At 60.0% G+C, this 13,656-nt stretch carries 13 protein-coding genes; 6 read left to right on the forward strand and 7 right to left on the reverse strand.

Annotated features, from left to right (window positions below; translation table 11 throughout):
- Window positions 1-31 precede the first annotated feature (31 nt).
- Window positions 32-340: a transcriptional regulator gene (locus HYP802_RS0119745; protein WP_013949455.1), complete on the reverse strand. Its 309-nt coding sequence runs from the start codon at window positions 338-340 to the stop codon at window positions 32-34.
- 258 nt (window positions 341-598) lie between these two features.
- Between HYP802_RS0119745 and HYP802_RS0119750 the strand changes: the two genes are divergently transcribed.
- A complete protein-coding gene (locus HYP802_RS0119750) occupies window positions 599-2,224 on the forward strand; it encodes an acyl-CoA synthetase (protein ID WP_013949456.1) in 1,626 nt (541 codons plus the stop codon).
- A gap of 70 nt (window positions 2,225-2,294) precedes the next feature.
- A complete protein-coding gene (locus HYP802_RS0119755; protein WP_013949457.1) occupies window positions 2,295-3,020 on the forward strand; it encodes a DUF4396 domain-containing protein in 726 nt (241 codons plus the stop codon).
- 21 nt (window positions 3,021-3,041) lie between these two features.
- Here the strand turns inward: HYP802_RS0119755 and HYP802_RS0119760 are convergent, their stop codons facing one another.
- Window positions 3,042-5,015 carry an acyltransferase family protein gene (locus tag HYP802_RS0119760; RefSeq protein WP_013949458.1) on the reverse strand — a complete coding sequence of 658 codons (1,974 nt, stop codon included), beginning with the start codon at window positions 5,013-5,015 and terminating at the stop codon, window positions 3,042-3,044.
- 395 nt (window positions 5,016-5,410) lie between these two features.
- On the reverse strand, window positions 5,411-6,067 hold the full coding sequence (locus tag HYP802_RS0119765) for a glutathione S-transferase family protein (protein WP_013949459.1): 657 nt from the start codon (window positions 6,065-6,067) through the stop codon (window positions 5,411-5,413).
- Window positions 6,068-6,190: 123 nt separating this feature from the next.
- Between HYP802_RS0119765 and phaZ the strand changes: the two genes are divergently transcribed.
- Window positions 6,191-7,405, forward strand: a complete 1,215-nt coding sequence (gene phaZ / locus HYP802_RS0119770; RefSeq protein ID WP_013949460.1) for a polyhydroxyalkanoate depolymerase — start codon at window positions 6,191-6,193, stop codon at window positions 7,403-7,405.
- Window positions 7,406-7,602: 197 nt separating this feature from the next.
- On the opposite strand, the gene HYP802_RS0119775 is transcribed toward phaZ, so the two are convergent.
- Window positions 7,603-7,902, reverse strand: coding sequence for a hypothetical protein (locus HYP802_RS0119775; protein WP_050976893.1), 300 nt, complete (start codon window positions 7,900-7,902; stop codon window positions 7,603-7,605).
- Window positions 7,903-8,214: 312 nt separating this feature from the next.
- Between HYP802_RS0119775 and HYP802_RS23065 the strand changes: the two genes are divergently transcribed.
- The 3 genes from HYP802_RS23065 (at window position 8,215) to HYP802_RS0119790 (ending at window position 11,651) form a co-directional block, all read left to right on the forward strand.
- Complete coding sequence (locus HYP802_RS23065) at window positions 8,215-9,009, forward strand: DUF1236 domain-containing protein (protein WP_013949462.1); 795 nt, start codon at window positions 8,215-8,217, stop codon at window positions 9,007-9,009.
- A 181-nt stretch (window positions 9,010-9,190) separates the two neighbouring features.
- Window positions 9,191-10,450 carry a zinc metallochaperone GTPase ZigA gene (zigA, locus tag HYP802_RS0119785; protein ID WP_013949464.1) on the forward strand — a complete coding sequence of 420 codons (1,260 nt, stop codon included), beginning with the start codon at window positions 9,191-9,193 and terminating at the stop codon, window positions 10,448-10,450.
- A 214-nt stretch (window positions 10,451-10,664) separates the two neighbouring features.
- The gene (locus tag HYP802_RS0119790) at window positions 10,665-11,651 is read left to right on the forward strand and encodes a catalase family peroxidase (protein WP_013949465.1); all 987 of its coding nucleotides are present in this window, start codon (window positions 10,665-10,667) and stop codon (window positions 11,649-11,651) included.
- Window positions 11,652-11,719: 68 nt separating this feature from the next.
- Here HYP802_RS0119790 and HYP802_RS24055 read toward each other — a convergent pair whose 3' ends face one another.
- From HYP802_RS24055 to HYP802_RS23370, 3 genes are all read right to left on the reverse strand, one after another.
- Window positions 11,720-12,649: an SRPBCC domain-containing protein gene (locus HYP802_RS24055; protein ID WP_013949466.1), complete on the reverse strand. Its 930-nt coding sequence runs from the start codon at window positions 12,647-12,649 to the stop codon at window positions 11,720-11,722.
- On the reverse strand, window positions 12,627-12,983 hold the full coding sequence (locus HYP802_RS0119805) for a metalloregulator ArsR/SmtB family transcription factor (protein ID WP_013949467.1): 357 nt from the start codon (window positions 12,981-12,983) through the stop codon (window positions 12,627-12,629). Before HYP802_RS0119805 ends, HYP802_RS24055 begins: the two co-directional genes overlap by 23 nt.
- Window positions 12,984-13,240: 257 nt before the next feature.
- Complete coding sequence (locus tag HYP802_RS23370; RefSeq protein ID WP_024276391.1) at window positions 13,241-13,420, reverse strand: DUF465 domain-containing protein; 180 nt, start codon at window positions 13,418-13,420, stop codon at window positions 13,241-13,243.
- Window positions 13,421-13,656 lie beyond the last annotated feature (236 nt).

Raw genomic sequence — 13,656 nt, forward strand, 5'->3', positions numbered from 1 at the left:
GATCTGCGGGCGTTCAGAAGTGCCGGTGCACTCAGACGCTCCCCTTTTTGCCTCGGCCGTGGCCCGGTGCCGGGGGCGCGGCCTTCACGGGCTGCCGCTCCCTCAGACGAACGCCCCGGCCCTGTCCGGTGCTCGGCATATTCTCACCGATGAGTTCGACGCCTGCGGCTTCGAACGCCGCGACGACTTTCGTCAACGTATCGACGACGCCGCGAACATTGCCGCTGCTCGCTTCCATGCGCTGGATCGTCGGCAGCGAGACGCCAGCCCGGTCAGCAAGCGTCTGCTGGTCGATGCCGAGAAGAGCGCGACCTGCACGCATCTGCGAGGCCGTGATCAAGCGCAAAACCCCTGTGCCGATTCTAAAGCCCTATGCCTAAGTATTGATGCTTTAAACATCAAGATGAATATTTGAAACATGATCTAGATCAATGGCACGGTTGCCCTCGTCCCTGGCGGCTGCTCGCATTGGTGGATCAAGCTGAAATCCGGCATTGTCGGCTCAAGGCGCATTCGCTAGCGTCGTTCCATGCTCGGACCAGCTTTCAGCTTTGAAAGTTCTGAGCGTTCGCGTGCAGGAAGAAGCAGGGCAGCAATCGTGTCGAACCCTTTTGAGCACCACCTCGATAAGAATCCGGCAAACTATCAGCCGTTAACGCCCCTTTCGTTCCTGCCGCGGTCGGCGATCGCCGCGCCGAACCACACAGCCATCATTCATGGCAACGCACGCATCTCGTACGCGGAATTCTACACCCGCTGCAAAAAGCTCGCGTGCGCGCTGGCGCAGAAGTACATCGGACCGGGCGACACCGTCGCGGTCATGCTCGCCAACACGCCGCCGATGCTCGAAGCGCACTACGCAGTGCCAATGGTCGGCGCAGTTCTGCTGACACTCAACACGCGTCTCGACCCGGCTATCCTCGCGTTCCAGCTCGATCATGGCGGCGCGAAAGTTCTCATCACGGACCGCGAGTTCGCAAACATCATGAAGCCTGCCTTGGCGATGGCCAAGGTGAAGCCGATCATCATCGATTATAACGATCTCGAATTCCCACAGACGGGCGAGGCGCTTTCGTCAATCGACTATGAAGCGTTCCTGCAAGGGGGTGATCCGGATTTCAAATGGCGCTGGCCGAAAGACGAGTGGGAAGCGATCTCGCTCAACTATACGTCCGGCACGACGGGCAATCCGAAAGGCGTCGTCTATCATCATCGCGGCGCGGCGCTGATGTGCTACGCGAACGCGATCTCGACCGGTATGACACGCTTCCCGGTGTATCTGTGGACACTGCCGATGTTCCACTGCAACGGCTGGTGCTTCCCGTGGACGATCACGATGGTGCAGGGCACGCACGTGTGTCTTCGCTGGGTGCGGGCCAAGGCGATGTACGATTACATCGTGGCGCACAAGGTTTCGCATCTTTCCGGCGCGCCGATCGTGATGGCGACGCTGCTCAACGCACCGGACGACGAAAAGCAGAAGATCGAGCATGGCGTCGCGTTCAATCACGCTGCCGCCCCGCCGCCTGCTTCGGTGATTTCCGCGATGACGGACGCCGGTTTCCAACTAACCCATCTCTACGGGCTGACGGAGACATATGGGCCGGCGACGATCAACGAATGGGATGCATCATGGAGTGACCTGCCACCAGCCGAACGCAGCGCCAAACGCATCCGCCAGGGCGTGCGCTATGTAGCGCTCGAAGGCTTGAGCGTTCGCGACCCGGAGACGATGCAGGAAGTGACGCCCGATGGCGAGACACTGGGCGAAGTCATGTTCCGCGGCAATATCGTGATGAAGGGCTATCTCAAGAACGAGAAGGCGACGGATGAAGCGTTCGCCGGAGGGTGGTTCCATTCCGGGGATCTCGGCGTGATGCACCCGGACGGCTACATTCAGCTGAAGGATCGCTCGAAGGACATCATCATCTCGGGCGGCGAGAACATCTCGTCGATCGAAGTCGAGGAGGTACTTTACAAGCATCCGGCGGTGGCGTTCTGCGCCGTGGTTGCAAAGCCCGACGAGAAGTGGGGCGAGACGCCGTGCGCCTTCATCGAGCTGCGGCCGGGAACGACGGCGACCGCCGACGAGATCATCGAGTGGTGTCGCGCTGGCCTCGCGCGCTACAAGGTTCCGCGCCACATCGTGTTCGCCGAAGTGCCGAAGACCTCGACCGGCAAGATCCAGAAATTCAAATTACGCGAGATGGCTAAAGACGCGTGAGCGTATATCCGCACGGAACTTCCGTTGCGCGTGATGCTTTCACAGGTATCCGTTGTGAAGGAAAGTTCTGTTGCCCGCCGCTGCACCGTTTCCCGATTGGTTGATTATTCTGTCGTGGTCGGCGCTCTATCTGGGCGTCGGATGTGCGGCGCTGATCCTGGTCGATGTGGCGCGTTTTCCCCAGCACATGGGGATCATGAATATCGTTTGGCCGGTGACGGGGCTGTTCGGTACGGTGTTGGTTGCGGCCCTTTATTTCAAGTACGGGCGCAACGCCGAGCCGTCGCATCGCGGCGAAACGCACCGAACGCCGGAGACGCCGTTTCCGATCATGGTGGCGAAAGGAACGCTCCATTGCGGCGCAGGCTGCACGCTCGGCGACGTGATTGCCGAGACGCTGGCATTCCTCTTTCCGGCCATCGCTATTCTGTTCGGCTGGAAAACGATCTTTGCCGACAAGACGTATGCCGTTTGGATTCTCGATTTCGTACTCGCCTTCGGGCTCGGCATCGTCTTCCAATATTTCGCCATCGTGCCGATGCGCAAATTGGCACCCGCTGAGGGGGTGCGAGAGGCCATCAAGGCGGACGCGCTGTCGCTCATCTGCTGGCAGATTGGGATGTATGGACTGATGTTTCTGGCGCAACGCTATTTCAGCGCGTCGTTCGACCAACAGGCGAGGCCGGACAGTCCGGTGTTCTGGTTCGCCATGCAGATCGCGATGGTCGCCGGGTTCGTCACCAGCTTTCCGGCGAACTGGTGGCTCATTCGCGCGGGCATCAAAGAAAAGATGTAAGATCCACGCCGAGCAACGCCGTCAGTACGGCACGGGACCGGTGCCGAGGTGCGAAATATCGGGCTCGGGCCAGATCACCGGCACGAGCAAGCGGCTGGCGATCAACTGTGCGCCACTCATCGACAGATGGTTGTTGTCGAAGTAAAGCACGGCGCCGTCAGCGTAGGGCTTGCAGCGTTTGTCGGAGCACAGCTCCGATGACACGGGAACGAAGACGGCTCCATGCTCCGTCGCGATGGCGTTCAGACGCGCCTCGACGGCATGGACTTGCTTGGCGCCATACTTGAACGAAAAGTCGTTCGGGTCGCGACCCTTCGCCGTCCAGCGCGCAACCGCCGCCGGGATGCCGGATGCTTCAGGCAGGTCAGGCACAGGGCCAAGGACGACGACGCGATGCCCGGCGGCTTGCAGCGTCGCGATGGTGCGCTCGAAGCTTGGCCAGAACTGATCGGGATACTCGCGATCCCAGGCGAGCGAATAGGTCGCCAGCACGACGGTCGCGGGCGAGATCGACGTCAGCCGGTCGATGATGCCGGAGTTGTAGTGCTCGCAGCGATCGTCTGCCGGGAACGTGAAACCGGCAGCGGGCGGACAGCCTGAGGCCGTGATCTGGCGGACGCTGGCGTGCCGGGCTTTTGCAAACTCGCCCAGCGCGGCGCTGAATTCGGCGCCGTGGCTGTCGCCGTAGACGATGACGCTTGGCGCGACGTCATCGCCGATGATGCAGGTATCATCGAAGGAGCGTTTGCCCTCGCCGTGGAAATGGCATTTCTCGCGCAGCGGGCTGGCATCAGCTTGCGCAGCGGCGATCTGGAGGACGGCGTCGGGGAAACGCTGCGGCATGCCGTTGAGCCCGACGAGGACCGTCGCCGAGGCGGTCAGCGCGCCGAGGCCCAGCGTGCCGCCTTTGAAGATCGCACTCGGCGAATAGCCCGCAGAGCCGCGGCGACGGAATGGCTGCTCGACGAAATACCACGTCGCAGTGGCAAGGCCGACGGCGGCCGTTGCGAGCGCCAATTGCTCGATGCCGGAGAGGCGCTCGGCTGTCAGGACCTTGGTGAAGACGATCAGTGGCCAGTGCCAAAGATAGAGACTGTACGAGATAAGGCCGAGCAGCATCAGCGGCCGGAATGTCAGCACGCGCGTGCCGAAAGCACTTTCGGGGCCGCCGCTTCTCCCCTCGCCGGCCCAGATTGCCATCGCCGTACCGACGCATGGCAGAAGGGCTGCGGCGCCGGGGAATGGCGTCTTCGACGTATAAACGAAAATTGCGACGGCGATTGCCGTCAGGCCGAGCGCTGCCGCCGCTTCGCTTTGAAGGCGTGAAGTCGGGCGCGGCAAAAGCCCGAGCGCGACGATGGAGCCAGCGAGAAGTTCCCAAGCGCGCGAATGCAGGAGGTAGAACGTCGCCATCGGATGCGCGGGCAGGAAGACGATGCTGGCGACAAGCGATGCCGCGAACGCCAGCCAAACAGTCGCCCCGAGCGCCCGCGGCCACCAGCGAAAAACCGCCATCAGCACGAGCGGAAAGACGACGTAGAACTGCTCTTCGATGCCGAGGCTCCAGGTATGGAGCAGCGGCTGGGTGCCACTTCCGGGGTCGAAGTAGCCGGAATGCTGGAAGAACCAGACGTTACTGTAGGACAGCGCTGCCGCCATCAGGCTCGACGCGTAACGCTGCAGCTCGTCGGGCAGAAGAAACGCCATCGCCGCGACCGTCGTGCAGGCGCAAACGAAAACAAGGGCGGGCACGATGCGCCGGATGCGGCGCTCGTAAAAACGCGCGATGCTGAATGTCCCGGCGCGCAGTTCGGCGGCAATCAATCGGGTAATCAGAAAGCCGGAGAGAACGAAGAAAATATCGACGCCGACGAAGCCGCCGGTCACGAACGGCAGGTCGAGGTGATACGCCACGACCGCTGCGACGGCGATGCCCCTCAGTCCATCGAGATCCGGCCGATAGCCTTCGCCCGGCTTGGCTGAATGGCTAAGCACGCGCGCGGTTCCCCGCGACGGCCCAAGCCGGCTTCTTTGCAATGGCGCTCATGAACCCTCAGAAGACTTGCGAATTCCGGTGCGCACGACCAGGGCGCGGCCGCACTATCGTCATTCGTCGACCGGCTCTCAAACGATTTATTTCTCGCCTTCCGTCGCAGCATTCAATGGGCGTTCAGAAATGCCACAGAGCGGTCTTTAACGCCTTGTTTTCGCCATCGGCGTCGTCCGAAGCGCTTAAATGCATCAAAATTTGGCATGGGGACCCTCTCTGGGTCCCGGGGGCTCGCGAAAGGGCTCGCCCGGGATGACACGCCGATCAAACGCCATCGGGCCGCAATACGAAGCGAGAAAAGGACCTTAGCCCTGAAGCCGAGACGACATCCTAGCGGCGGTTAAAACTCAACTTCGAGTTCAACGATCTCGTCGGGTTCAACGAGCGCGCCTTGCGTCCATTCCTGCATCAGCGGCCAGTGGAAGATGGTTTCGCAGTAGCCTGACAGTTCCGGTTCGAGCGGCACGGCGTAGGTGCGGAAGCGGGTGCAGACGGGAGCGTACATCGCGTCGGCAACGGTCGGCGTCTCGCCGAAGAGATAGGGGCCGCCGTATTTACCGAGACATTCCAGCCAGATCGTCTTGATCCGCTCAACGTCCGGGCGGGCGCCGGAAAAGATCTTGAAGGACTGGTGACGGGCCTTCAGGTTCATCGGCAGAGCCGAGCGCAGGTTGTAGAAACCGGAATGCATTTCGCCCGAGATCGAACGGCAATGCGCGCGCGTCGCCTGGTCGGCGGGCAGCAGCCCGGCGTCGGGCGCGATCTCCGCCATGTATTCGGCAATTGCGAGCGTGTCCCAGACCGTCACGGCGCCGTGGATAAGCCGCGGCACCCGGACCGAGGGCGAGAGCAGCAGAAGCTCCTGGCGAATCTCCTGATCGTCATGCGTCACGATCTCCTCGTCGAAATCGAGGCCCGCCATCCGGCACAGCAACCAGCCGCGCAGCGACCAAGAGGAATAGTTCTTCGACGATATCGTCAGTGTCGCGTTCGCCATAGACGATCAGCTCCGTCGCATCCTAACCCTGCCTAAACAATCCTCTCGCAGTGCAACGAAGAATGCACTACGTTTTTCAGTCGCATGGTTTTTTACGGTTACTGCCGGGGGACTTTCTCGCGAATGCTTTACCAAGCCTATCAGTTTCAAGACGACTTGCTCGCTCCCTTCCGCGAAGTCGCCAAGAACTCGAAAGCCGCGATAGAAAAAGAGCTTTTTCCAACCGTCGACGCCCTGAAGTCGCATTTGGCGGCGGGCTTCGAGATGATCTCCCGGTTCCAACTCACTCATACGCGACCCGACTTCGGGATTTCGACGGTGCGAGTCGGCAACCGCGACGTGCCGGTGATGGAAGAAGTGGCGCTCAGCCTGCCATTCGGGAATCTCCTGCACTTCAAGAAGGATATCGACACGCCGCAGCCGAAGGTGCTCGTGATCGCGCCGCTGTCGGGACACTTCGCGACGCTGCTTGCCAAGACGTGCGAGACCCTGCTGCAGGATCACGACGTCTACATCACCGACTGGACGAACGCCCGCGACGTGCCGCTGGACGCCGGGCGTTTCGGCGTCGATGAGCACGTCGATTACGTCATTCGTTTTCTTGAAGAACTCGGACCCGACTCGCATCTGCTCGCCGTCTGCCAACCGTGCGTGCAGGCGCTCGTCGCCGTTGCCGTCATGTCGGAGGATAAGAACCCGGCGACGCCCCGTTCGATGACGCTGATGGCCGGTCCGATTGACGTGCGCGAAAGCCCCACGGCCGTCAACAAGCTCGCGAACGACAAGCCGCTGTCGTGGTTCAAGTCGAATGTCACGGCGCGGGTGCCGTCGCGGTATCCGGGGCGCGGCCGCCGCGTCTATCCGGGATTCGTGCAGCTCTTCAGCTTCGTCGCCATGAATGTCGATCGTCACCGGGCGCAGCACCAGAAGCTTTATGAGCATCTGGCTAACAACGAAATCGCGGAAGCACAGAAAATCAAGACCTTCTACGACGAGTATTTCGCGGTGCTCGATCTGACGGAAGAATTCTACATCGAAACGATCGACCGGATTTTTCAGCAAGCGCAGCTCGCGACCGGTGACTTCACCTATCACGGCCGCAAAGTCGATCCCGGCAAGATCCTGAGAACGGCGTTGCTGACGGTTGAGGGCGGACGCGATGATATTTGCTCGCTGGGGCAGACGTCAGCTGCGCACGATCTCTGCCATTCGCTCAGGCCGCATTTGAAGCGCCATCACCTGCAAGCCAACGTAGGCCATTACGGCACGTTCAACGGCAAACGGTGGGAACGCGAGATTTATCCGGTCGTGAAGAATTTTATCCTGTCGATGGAATAGCGGTGCGGCGATACGAAAGGGGCGTCGCTATGCCCCAACTGCCCCGGCCATGACGGTTATAAGTTGAGGAACGGCATTCGCGGCACATTTCAGCCGCTCGACGCCGGGTAGCGGCGCACCCGGCAGCGTCAGGTTTCTCTCCGACCGAGCGGGCTCGCCCGCCCAAGCGCGGCGCTTGAAGGAAGTGCCGAGCCGTTCTATTTCACCCAGACTTTATGCTGGCAATCGAGCCATTTAGCGATAACGGACCGATCGTGGAATTGGATCGCTCCGCAATTCTGGCAAACGATCATCAGCACGTTGACGGGTGCGTTGCTGGATGACGATTTCCGCTCGCACGTCAGCATGTGAATGTCGACGTCGCAATTGGAGCGAAAGCGCCCGCAGACCGGGCAACCCGTAATGTGCTTTCCGAAGAGGAATTTATCGACCTCGGCTTTCGTGAGGTCGCGTGTTTCAGTGGCCGTTTCTCGTTCCACTGTTGCGGTATCAGTCATCGCAATCACCGTGGGTTCACTTGAATAGTTGAATCGTATGATGATAACCCCTGCGACACAAGAAGAGTTCGGCAATTCGCGCGATATTTTACGGCGATTCAACGTGCTCAATCCTTTTGCGGCGCCGCGATTGCGTTGCAATAAGCGCTGCGATTTTTGAGCCGTTTGCCGCAAGTCAATGCGAACGAACGCAAAGTACTCCTCAGCACGCATTCCATTTCGGCGAATTGGAACGGCACACCATTCAACACGTTGATCACCCGAACGCGAGGGGCAGTCGCGCTTCAATGGACAACGTATGGAGGTGTTTCAATGCTGAAGTTTTCACTCACTGCCCTCGCACTCGTCGCGACGTCGACGTTTGCGATGGCGGACCCGAACATGAGCAAGCCAGGTGGCGGAAACGGTCCGGGCGGCGGCGCGATAGAGCGCTCCGGTGGCGATCTGAAAGGCGGCGGAGGTGATCGCGGCATGGGAGATCGCGGCCCGGCAATGAAGGGCAGCGAGGCGGGCGAGCCGAAAAGCCTCGGCGACCGCCAAATGAGAAGCGACCGTAGCGAGGCCAAAGAGAGCCATCGCGACGCGACGGACAGGTCCGCGTCTTCCGGCGACAGGAAGAACGACGCACGCAGCGAGAACATGCCGAACGACAAGCGGAATACTCACCAGTACAATCGTCAAGCCGAGGACAATAATAGTAGCGGCAAACGCGAAAACCGTGCCGATACGAACGATCGAAACGACCGTACACGTTCCAATGAGGCCAGGGACAACTCGCGGCCGGATCGGGGCGCGACGGGTGCCAGCGAGGGCACGGAAGGCAAGGCACGGTCAAAAGGTTCGCTGACGAACATCAGTCCCGAGCAGAAGACGAAAGTGCGCGCGGCATTTTCCGGACATCGAGTGGCGCCAGCCCGCGATATCGGGGTCGATGTGCGGGTCGGCGTAGTCGTGCCGCGGTCGGTGCATTTCTATCCGTTGCCGCCTACCATCGTGACGATCGCGCCCGACTATAGCGGCTACGAGTATTTCATGATCGACGACTCGCACGTCGCGATCGTTGATCCCGACACGCTAGAGGTCGTTGATATTATCGTCGTTGCGTAGCCTTTACGCGCAGAGGATTGAAAGCCGCCGGAATTCCCGGCGGCTTTTTTTGTGGGCTGTTCCCGCTTGACTGGAGCTGGCATTCGCCGAGATGGCGAGGACTATAGAGCCATCACGCATCACTTGACGGATGTTATAACATCCGAATATATGGTCGATCCTCAACCCCGGGAGATTGGCTATGGATTCCGACATCATCACGCATTTGAAAAAGACCGCCGTCACGAAGGACGGGCGCTTGCCCGTGACGGTGCTTTCCGGGTTCCTCGGCGCAGGCAAGACGACGCTGCTTAATCACGTCTTGAATAATCGGCTGGGCCTGAAGGTCGCGGTCATCGTCAATGACATGAGCGAGGTCAACATCGATGCCGATCTCGTCGCGATGGGCGGCAGCAATCTCTCGCGAACCGACGAGACACTGGTCGAGATGTCGAACGGCTGCATTTGCTGCACGCTGCGCGACGATCTTTTGAAGGAGGTCCGCCGCCTCGCTGCCGAACGCCGGTTCGATTACCTGATGATCGAGTCGACCGGTATCGCCGAGCCGCTTCCCGTCGCGACGACATTCGAGTTTCGGGACGAAGAAGGCCGCAGCCTTTCGGACGTCGCGCGCCTCGACACGATGGTGACTGTGGTCGATGCCGCACATCTGCTGAAAGATTATTCGTCTCGCGACTTTCTGAAAGATCGCGGCGAAGTTGCGGGCGAAGACGACGAGCGACCGCTCGTGCAGCTTCTCGTCGAGCAGATCGAATTCGCCGATGTGATCGTTCTGAACAAGGTCGATATCGCGACACCGGAGGACATCTCAGCGGCGCGGACGATCCTCCGTTCCCTTAATGCCGATGCGCGGATCATCGAAACGAGCCATGCGCGCGTCGATACCTGGGACATTCTCGATACCGGGCTTTTCGATTTCGAGCATGCTCATCGCCATCCGACCTGGCTGAAGGAGCTCAACGGCTTCAAGGAGCACAAGCCGGAAACGGACGAGTATGGCGTTACGAGCTTCGTCTATCGCGCGCGGCGGCCCTTCGTGCCGGAGAAGATCCATGCATTCTTCAACAGGTCATGGCCCGGTGTCGTCAGGGCGAAAGGTTTCTTTTGGCTGGCTTCGCGGCCGCAATGGGTTGGCGAGGTCAGCCAAGCGGGCGCCGTCGTGCGGCATGAAGCAATCGGCTATTGGTGGGCGGCGGTGCCGAAAAAGAACTGGCCCGCCGATGCCGGCCTCGTCGCGCGGATCGACAAGGGTTGGCACAAGGTCTGGGGCGACCGCCGCCAGGAGATCGTCTTCATCGGCATGCGCGACATGGACCAGGACCGCATCAAAGCCGATCTCGATGCCTGCCTGCTCCCGGTTGCTGAGAATAAGCCGCTCGACGTCTCGGCGTGGCGATCGCTGCCCGATCCGTTCCCTGAATGGCGCCGGGACGCCGCATAAATGAGCCGATGCCGTTTCACTGGGCCGGACAAAACCGATGTCCGGCCCTACATCATTATTTTCGATCAGTTCGATCGGGCTTTACGTGGCTAAGGGCCGCGTACACAGTGCTTTCCCCGCAATAATTGTTCTCTATCAATGACGGCGTTAGGAGAGCGGTGTCGTTCGGCGGGATTTCCGCTCTCTTTCTGCAAACCTGCAATGGAGAGCTTCCATGAATTTCAAACGGCGTGTAGCTGCCGCCACGCTTGTCACTGCGCTTGCGATTGCCCCAATCTCCCGCGCATACGCGGAAGAAGCCGATGCCGAAAGCCTCGTCAACGCACTCAACGCCGTCTTCGGCGCTCACAAAGGTCTGCGTGCGGCGCATCCGCATGGCTTCTGCGTCAAAGGCAACTTCGTTGCGGACCCTGCAGCTGCCACGCTAACGAAAGCTCAGCACTTCAATTCGAAGACGCCGGTCGGGGTCATCGCCCGTTTTTCGATGGCAGGCGGCAGCCCGGATGCTTCCGACGCTCAGAAAGATAATGCACGCGGCTTTGCGATCCATTTCGATCTCGGACAGGACACAACGACCGACCTCGTGACGATCTCGGCACCCGTTTTCGTGGCGCGCGATCCGGATCAATTCCTGAAGCTGCTGCAAACGGTCGCGACGAAGGACAAGGCGAAGATCGGCGAATTCTTCAAGGAGAACCCGAATTCGACTCGGCAAGTCGCATGGCTCAACGCACGACCGGTACCGGCGAGCTTCGCGACCGTCGATTACTGGGGCGTTCATGCCTTCACTGCAACGAACGCGGAAGGCAAGAAGCAGGTCTTCAAGTACAAGCTCATTCCGGTCGCGGGCGATGTCGGCCTGTCGGATGAGGAAGCGAAAAAGAAAGATCCCGACTTCTATCGTCCGGAGTTGAAAGATCGGCTGGCCAAAGGCCCTGCGCAGTTCAAGCTGATCGCAATTCTCGGTGAGCCCGGCGATCCGACCGACGATCCGACGGCCATGTGGCCGGAAGACAAGCGCAAAACGCTGACGCTCGGCACAGTCTCGATCACCGGCTTTGAAGACAACAAGACGTGCGATGCTGGCATCTTCGATCCGACCAACGTGACCGACGGCATCGACGGGCCGGAGAACGATAAGATCTTCCCGATGCGTTCGGCGGCTTACGCCGTCTCGTTCTCGCGCCGCGCGGCGCCGTGATCGACCAGATTGGAAATCATCCTCGGCTGATGCCGGGGATGATTTCTGTTTGTTGAAGCGTCTCTTCGCTAGGCCTTCCCGATATACGCGGCAAGCCGCGCAAGAGTCTGGTGGCCACCTTCGACAGCTCCGAACTTCGCCATGGCGGCGCGATGCTCGGCCGTTGCCATGACGAGATGCAGCGTGACGCGGGTCTTTCCGCCTTCTGCTTCGAACGTGATCGTCTGTTTGAACGCAGACGCGGCATCGCTACCTTCGCCAGCGTCGTGATCGTAGGCGATGACCTCCGGCTCGCGGATCTCGGTGTAGCGGACGCGATTGGGATAGTCGGTACCGTCCGGTCCATGCATGGTGAAGAGCCACTGTCCGCCGGGACGGAAGTCCATTTCGTAGGTCGTCGTTCTAAAACCGTTCGGTCCCCACCAATGCCCGATGTGAGCGGGGTCCTTGAAGGCCGCGAAAACAAGCTCACGCGGCGCATTCACGAGACGTGAAATGACGAACTCTCGGCCGCCGCGCAGCTTTTCCAAAAGGATCGCGAGCAGATTGAAGGCGCTCGTCCAGCCTTCAGCGTGGCCGTCGCGCGCGAGCGCTGACGTGAAGCCTTCCTGCAGGAACGTCATTTTGGTCTTGCCGTCGCCGACGTCATCAAAGGTCACGGTGATGGTCGTCTCAGGACCAGCCTGACAAGCGCCATCGAGCCACGCGTGAGTCATGACGATGCGCTTGCCTTCGACCATGTCCAGGTACTTGCCTCGAACGCAATGGTCGTCGCCGGCGGGCGAACGCATACGCGCGAAATAGTCTCCGCCTTTGCGGAAATCCGCTCTGGCTTCGGGGATCGTGAAGCCTTCGGGCGCGGACCACTGTCCGAGATGCTCCGGCGTCGTCCAGGCCTCATAGACAAGGGCGCGGGGCGCCGCGAATATCCGAACGATTTCGAGCCGCGCCGCGGATTCGGCCGCGACATCGGCCTTACTTGGTTTTCCTTGGGCCACGCTTTTTCTCCTTCGCCTGCAACACGCGCAGATACTCGTCCAACCGATCGAAGCTCTGCTCCCAGAATTTGCGGTAATGCTCGACCCAGTCGTCCACCTCCTTCAATGGCGCCGGATCGAGACGGCATGGACGCCATTGCGCTTCGCGGCCACGCACGATGAGGCCCGCACGCTCGAGCACCTTCAAATGTTTTGAGATGGCCGGGAGGCTTATGTCGAATGGCTCGGCGAGAGCCGTGACGGATGTCTCGCCGAGCGCAAGACGCGCGAGAATCGCACGCCGCGTCGGATCGGCCAGGGCTGCAAACGTTTCGCTCAATCGGTCGTCGGGCATTTATTTAGCCAATTCGTTAAATAACCATTTGGCTAAATACAGAGAGCGCATGCGAGCGTCAAGCGTCGCGTTGCGCCCTCTTGCAAGGACGGCGCTGCTATTGCGCTGCGAACAAGCTTGTATGGGTCCAGGCTCGCACAGGAATGAAAGAGGCTGGATCAGCGCTGAGCGGGAAATATCTGCAAAAATATAAAAGCCCCGCCCGGCTGTCGCCGGTGGCAGGGCTTAGACCATGAATTCGATTTTTGGTTCCTGAGCTAGTGGCGCGTCTCTCTACGCAGCCGCTCGATTTCGTCTTTGAGTTTCAGCTTTTCTTGCTTCAACCTGCGGACTTCGATGTCGTCCGAACCTGGGCTGACTGCTACCTGATTGATTTTTTGTTCGAGTGCCCGGTGCTTCTCTGCGAGTTCCGCGAGATGAGCCGTGATCGTCATCAGTTGCCTCCTATGGAGATTGCCGACGTTGAAATCGTGCCACACGTTTCTCACGTTGTCCAACGCGTCTTAGGTCTGAGCTTGGATGTTTGATTTTTGTTACGGTTGCCGTCATAGCTGCGGCTATTAGTGATTCGTAAAATAAATTCAGACGATTAGAAAGGTCGCCCAGGTTCGCGCTTTGGAAGGCTTGCCAGACGTGAGGCAATCGCCCAAAAGCGACGGACAGTCGATCCGGG

This window comes from Hyphomicrobium sp. 802 (assembly GCF_000526135.1).
GTDB lineage: Bacteria > Pseudomonadota > Alphaproteobacteria > Rhizobiales > Hyphomicrobiaceae > Hyphomicrobium_B.

Bases quoted from the DNA above. Each gene is read 5' to 3' on its own strand.
- HYP802_RS0119765 (WP_013949459.1), bottom strand. From the start codon at position 6,067: ATGGCGAACGCGACACTGACGATATCGTCGAAGAACTATTCCTCTTGG.
- phaZ (WP_013949460.1), top strand. From the start codon at position 6,191: ATGCTTTACCAAGCCTATCAGTTTCAAGACGACTTGCTCGCTCCCTTC.
- HYP802_RS0119775 (WP_050976893.1), bottom strand. From the start codon at position 7,902: ATGACTGATACCGCAACAGTGGAACGAGAAACGGCCACTGAAACACGC.
- HYP802_RS23065 (WP_013949462.1), top strand. From the start codon at position 8,215: ATGCTGAAGTTTTCACTCACTGCCCTCGCACTCGTCGCGACGTCGACG.
- zigA (WP_013949464.1), top strand. From the start codon at position 9,191: ATGGATTCCGACATCATCACGCATTTGAAAAAGACCGCCGTCACGAAG.
- HYP802_RS0119790 (WP_013949465.1), top strand. From the start codon at position 10,665: ATGAATTTCAAACGGCGTGTAGCTGCCGCCACGCTTGTCACTGCGCTT.
- HYP802_RS0119805 (WP_013949467.1), bottom strand. From the start codon at position 12,983: ATGCCCGACGACCGATTGAGCGAAACGTTTGCAGCCCTGGCCGATCCG.